At 58.6% G+C, this 5,039-nt stretch carries 2 tRNA genes and 3 rRNA genes; all 5 read right to left on the reverse strand.

Annotated features, from left to right (window positions below):
• Positions 1-11 precede the first annotated feature (11 nt).
• Positions 12-125, reverse strand: a 5S ribosomal RNA gene (gene rrf, locus Tsedi_RS12005).
• A gap of 291 nt (positions 126-416) precedes the next feature.
• Positions 417-3,299: ribosomal RNA gene (locus Tsedi_RS12010) — 23S ribosomal RNA — on the reverse strand.
• 449 nt (positions 3,300-3,748) lie between these two features.
• Positions 3,749-3,824, reverse strand: a tRNA-Ala gene (locus Tsedi_RS12015).
• 35 nt (positions 3,825-3,859) lie between these two features.
• Positions 3,860-3,936, reverse strand: a tRNA-Ile gene (locus Tsedi_RS12020).
• A gap of 91 nt (positions 3,937-4,027) precedes the next feature.
• Positions 4,028-5,039: ribosomal RNA gene (locus tag Tsedi_RS12025) — 16S ribosomal RNA — on the reverse strand; the annotation flags it as partial.

Genomic DNA, 5,039 nt, shown 5'->3' on the forward strand with positions numbered 1-5,039 from the left:
CTGGCATAACGGCCTGACGATGACCTACTTTCACGCGGGAGCTCCGCACTATCATCGGCGCGAAGGCGTTTCACGGTCCTGTTCGGGATGGGAAGGGGTGGGGCCGCCTTGCTATGGTCGTCAGGCTTGAACCGGTGGTGCGCCGCTGGGCTGCTGCCGTGCGATCGGTGGCGGCAGCGCAGCGGCGCTTGCATGGGGTCGAGATCGTGTTCGTTGTCGCGGGAAGCGGGTTGCGTCGCGCGCACACACCCATCAGAGAGGGGCTTTGCGGCACAAGCGTCGCGCCTGCACGGCAGGCAAGCACGGCGAGCCCTTGCGTGTGGCCTGGCGCAGTGTCGCAGGCAGGCCTTCGGGCTGGCTTGGTCAGCCTTGGAGCCTGGGGCGCGGCAGCGGCCGCGCCCTGGCAGCAAGGCTATAGGGTCAAGCCTCACGGGCCATTAGTACTGGTTAGCTCAAGGCATTGCTGCCCTTACACACCCAGCCTATCAACGTCGTGGTCTACGACGACCCTTCAGGGGGCTCAAGGCCCCAGGCAGATCTCATCTTGGGACGAGTTTCCCGCTTAGATGCTTTCAGCGGTTATCTCTTCCGCACATAGCTACCCGGCGATGCGACTGGCGTCACAACCGGTACACCAGAGGTGCGTCCACTCCGGTCCTCTCGTACTAGGAGCAGGCTCCCTCAAATCTGCAGCGCCCACGGAAGATAGGGACCAAACTGTCTCACGACGTTTTAAACCCAGCTCACGTACCTCTTTAAATGGCGAACAGCCATACCCTTGGGACCGGCTACAGCCCCAGGATGAGATGAGCCGACATCGAGGTGCCAAACACCGCCGTCGATATGAACTCTTGGGCGGTATCAGCCTGTTATCCCCAGAGTACCTTTTATCCGTTGAGCGATGGCCCTTCCATACAGAACCACCGGATCACTTAGACCTGCTTTCGCACCTGCTCGACTTGTCAGTCTCGCAGTCAAGCACGCTTAGAGCCTATGCACTAACAGCACGATGTCCGACCGTGCCTAGCGTACCTTCGTGCTCCTCCGTTACGCTTTGGGAGGAGACCGCCCCAGTCAAACTGCCCACCATGCACTGTCCCCAGCCCCGCTTCAGGGGCCCAGGTTAGAACCTCAAACGCACCAGGGTGGTATTTCAACGTCGGCTCCACAGGACCTGGCGGCCCTGCTTCACAGCCTCCCACCTATCCTACACAGATCCGTTCAAAGTCCAATACAAAGCTGCAGTAAAGGTTCATGGGGTCTTTCCGTCTTTCCGCGGGGAGATTGCATCATCACAAACATTTCAACTTCGCTGAGTCTCGGCAGGAGACAGTGTGGCCATCGTTACGCCATTCGTGCAGGTCGGAACTTACCCGACAAGGAATTTCGCTACCTTAGGACCGTTATAGTTACGGCCGCCGTTTACCGGGACTTCGATCAAGAGCTTGCACCCCATCACTTAATCTTCCGGCACCGGGCAGGCGTCACACCCTATACGTCCACTTGCCGTGTTCGCAGAGTGCTGTGTTTTTAGTAAACAGTCGCAGCCACCTATTTTTTGCAACCCATTCGCGCTTCGATGTTCTCTACACGCTACTAGGGCACACCTTATCCCGAAGTTACGGTGTCAATTTGCCGAGTTCCTTCTGCCGAGTTCTCTCAAGCGCCTGAGAATACTCATCTCGCGCACCAGTGTCGGTTTGCGGTACGGTCGTCTGCAAGCTGAAAGCTTAGTGGCTTTTCCTGGGACCCCATTCGGTCACTTCGCAGGCAATGCCCGCTCGAGCGACGGCCTCGGTATGTGTGCGCCGGATTTGCCTGACGCACGCCTACTTCCGCCTCAACCGGCACTTCCAACCGCCGGCATGACCTAGCTTGATCCGTCCCCACATCGCACTTGCAGCCGGTGCAGGAATGTTGACCTGCTTCCCATCAGCTACGCCTTTCAGCCTCGCCTTAGGGGCCGACTCACCCTACGCCGATGAACGTTGCGTAGGAAACCTTGCGCTTACGGCGAGCAGGCTTTTCACCCGCTTTAACGCTACTCATGTCAGCATTCGCACTTCCGATACCTCCAGCAGGGTTCTCACCCCACCTTCAGCGGCCTACGGAACGCTCTCCTACCATGCGTGTTGCCACGCATCCGCAGCTTCGGTGCCCGGCTTGAGCCCCGTTACATCTTCCGCGCAGGACGACTCGATCAGTGAGCTATTACGCTTTCTTTAAATGATGGCTGCTTCTAAGCCAACATCCTGACTGTCTTAGCCTTCCCACCTCGTTTCCCACTTAGCCGGTCTTAGGGACCTTAGCTGGCGGTCTGGGTTGTTTCCCTCTCGTGTCCGGACGTTAGCACCCGGTGCACTGTCTCCCACGCTCGCACTCTTCGGTATTCGGAGTTTGCCTTGGTTTGGTAAGTCGCCATGACCCCCTAGCCAAAACAGTGCTCTACCCCCGAAGGTGATACGTGAGGCACTACCTAAATAGTTTTCGGAGAGAACCAGCTATTTCCAGGTTTGTTTAGCCTTTCACCCCTATCCACAGCTCATCCCCTGCTTTTGCAACAGCAGTGGGTTCGGCCCTCCAGTACCCGTTACGGCACCTTCAGCCTGGCCATGGATAGATCACCTGGTTTCGGGTCTACGCCCAGCGACTCATGCGCCCTGTTCGGACTCGGTTTCCCTGCGCCTTCCCTACTCGGTTAAGCTTGCCACTGAACGTAAGTCGCTGACCCATTATACAAAAGGTACGCCGTCACCCCAAAGGGCTCCGACTTTTTGTAAGCATGCGGTTTCAGGTTCTGTTTCACTCCCCTCCCGGGGTTCTTTTCGCCTTTCCCTCACGGTACTGGTTCACTATCGGTCGATGACGAGTATTTAGCCTTGGAGGATGGTCCCCCCATCTTCAGACAGGATTCCACGTGTCCCGCCCTACTTGTCGCACGCCTAGTTCCACCACCAACTTTTCCCATACGGGGCTGTCACCCTCTGTGGCCGGACTTTCCAGACCGTTCTGATAAGTCGATGGCTACATCGTGCAGGCTCCTCCGGTTTCGCTCGCCACTACTGCCGGAATCTCGGTTGATTTCTTTTCCTGCGGGTACTGAGATGTTTCAGTTCCCCGCGTTCGCCTCGACACCCTATGGATTCAGGTGCCGATACCCTCATCGGGTGGGTTTCCCCATTCGGACATCCCCGGATCAATGCTTGCTTGCCAGCTCCCCGAGGCTTTTCGCAGGCTGCCACGTCCTTCATCGCCTGTCATCGCCAAGGCATCCACCACATGCTCTTGTTCACTTGACCCTATAGCGTTGCCGCCATCTCAAGGGTCTGCCGTGAACACCGCGTACCACACGGGCCGCATGCGCCACCCCACCCACGCTGCTGCCGCCACGCGGCAGAAGGTCAGTCGGGCACGCACGCAGCGCCTTCTGCGCTCGCCGTCTTGCCTCAAACGCGCTTGCTTGGTCGCAAACGTGTGTGCTTGACGTCAACTCGCTTCGCGCTTCACATCCTGGCTTTGCCCCGCAGCCCGCAGCCCCACCAGGACCGCCAGCCAGCTTGGCTCCACCAGGAATCTCGACTCCATGCATTGTTAAAGAACAGCCGTTTGCGATCACTTGCCAGCAAGCGATCACAGCGCAGCACTGGTCCTTGCCCCAGCGCTGGGCTGTACTCACTGCCGCAGCCCGCCTGCAGCCTTGCGCCACCGCCAGCCCTCCCCGCCCACGCACACCGCCGCAGCCGGCGCGTGGTGGAGGATGACGGGTTCGAACCGACGACCCCCTGCTTGCAAAGCAGGTGCTCTCCCAGCTGAGCTAATCCCCCCCTTGCCCGCAGAGCCTCCTTGCCGCCCTGCCGCATGGTGGGTCTGGTTGGTCTCGAACCAACGACCCCCGCCTTATCAAGACGGTGCTCTGACCAACTGAGCTACAGACCCCGCCTCGGTGGTGGCGCAACGCACAACCGATAAGTGTGAACAGACACGACGCACGCCGCTTCGTGGCATGCCGCATCGCTTCTTTTTCCAGAAAGGAGGTGATCCAGCCGCACCTTCCGGTACGGCTACCTTGTTACGACTTCACCCCAGTCATGAACCCTGCCGTGGTAAGCGCCCTCCTTGCGGTTAGGCTACCCACTTCTGGCAGAACCCACTCCCATGGTGTGACGGGCGGTGTGTACAAGACCCGGGAACGTATTCACCGCGGCATGCTGATCCGCGATTACTAGCGATTCCGACTTCATGCAGTCGAGTTGCAGACTGCAATCCGGACTACGACCGGTTTTCTGGGATTGGCTCCCCCTCGCGGGTTGGCTGCCCTCTGTACCGGCCATTGTATGACGTGTGTAGCCCTACCCATAAGGGCCATGAGGACTTGACGTCATCCCCACCTTCCTCCGGTTTGTCACCGGCAGTCCCATTAGAGTGCCCTTTCGTAGCAACTAATGGCAAGGGTTGCGCTCGTTGCGGGACTTAACCCAACATCTCACGACACGAGCTGACGACAGCCATGCAGCACCTGTGTCCAGGTTCTCTTGCGAGCACCCCACGATCTCTCGCGGGTTCCTGGCATGTCAAGGGTAGGTAAGGTTTTTCGCGTTGCATCGAATTAAACCACATCATCCACCGCTTGTGCGGGTCCCCGTCAATTCCTTTGAGTTTCAACCTTGCGGCCGTACTCCCCAGGCGGTCGACTTCACGCGTTAGCTTCGTTACTGAGCCACCTAAGGCCCAACAACCAGTCGACATCGTTTAGGGCGTGGACTACCAGGGTATCTAATCCTGTTTGCTCCCCACGCTTTCGTGCATGAGCGTCAGTGCAGGCCCAGGGGACTGCCTTCGCCATCGGTGTTCCTCCGCATATCTACGCATTTCACTGCTACACGCGGAATTCCATCCCCCTCTGCCGCACTCCAGCCGTGCAGTCACAAAGGCCATTCCCAGGTTAAGCCCGGGGATTTCACCTCTGTCTTACACAACCGCCTGCGCACGCTTTACGCCCAGTAATTCCGATTAACGCTCGCACCCTACGTATTACCGCG

The sequence above is a fragment of the Tepidimonas sediminis genome (genome assembly GCF_007556605.1).
Taxonomy (GTDB): Bacteria; Pseudomonadota; Gammaproteobacteria; order Burkholderiales; family Burkholderiaceae_C; genus Tepidimonas; species Tepidimonas sediminis.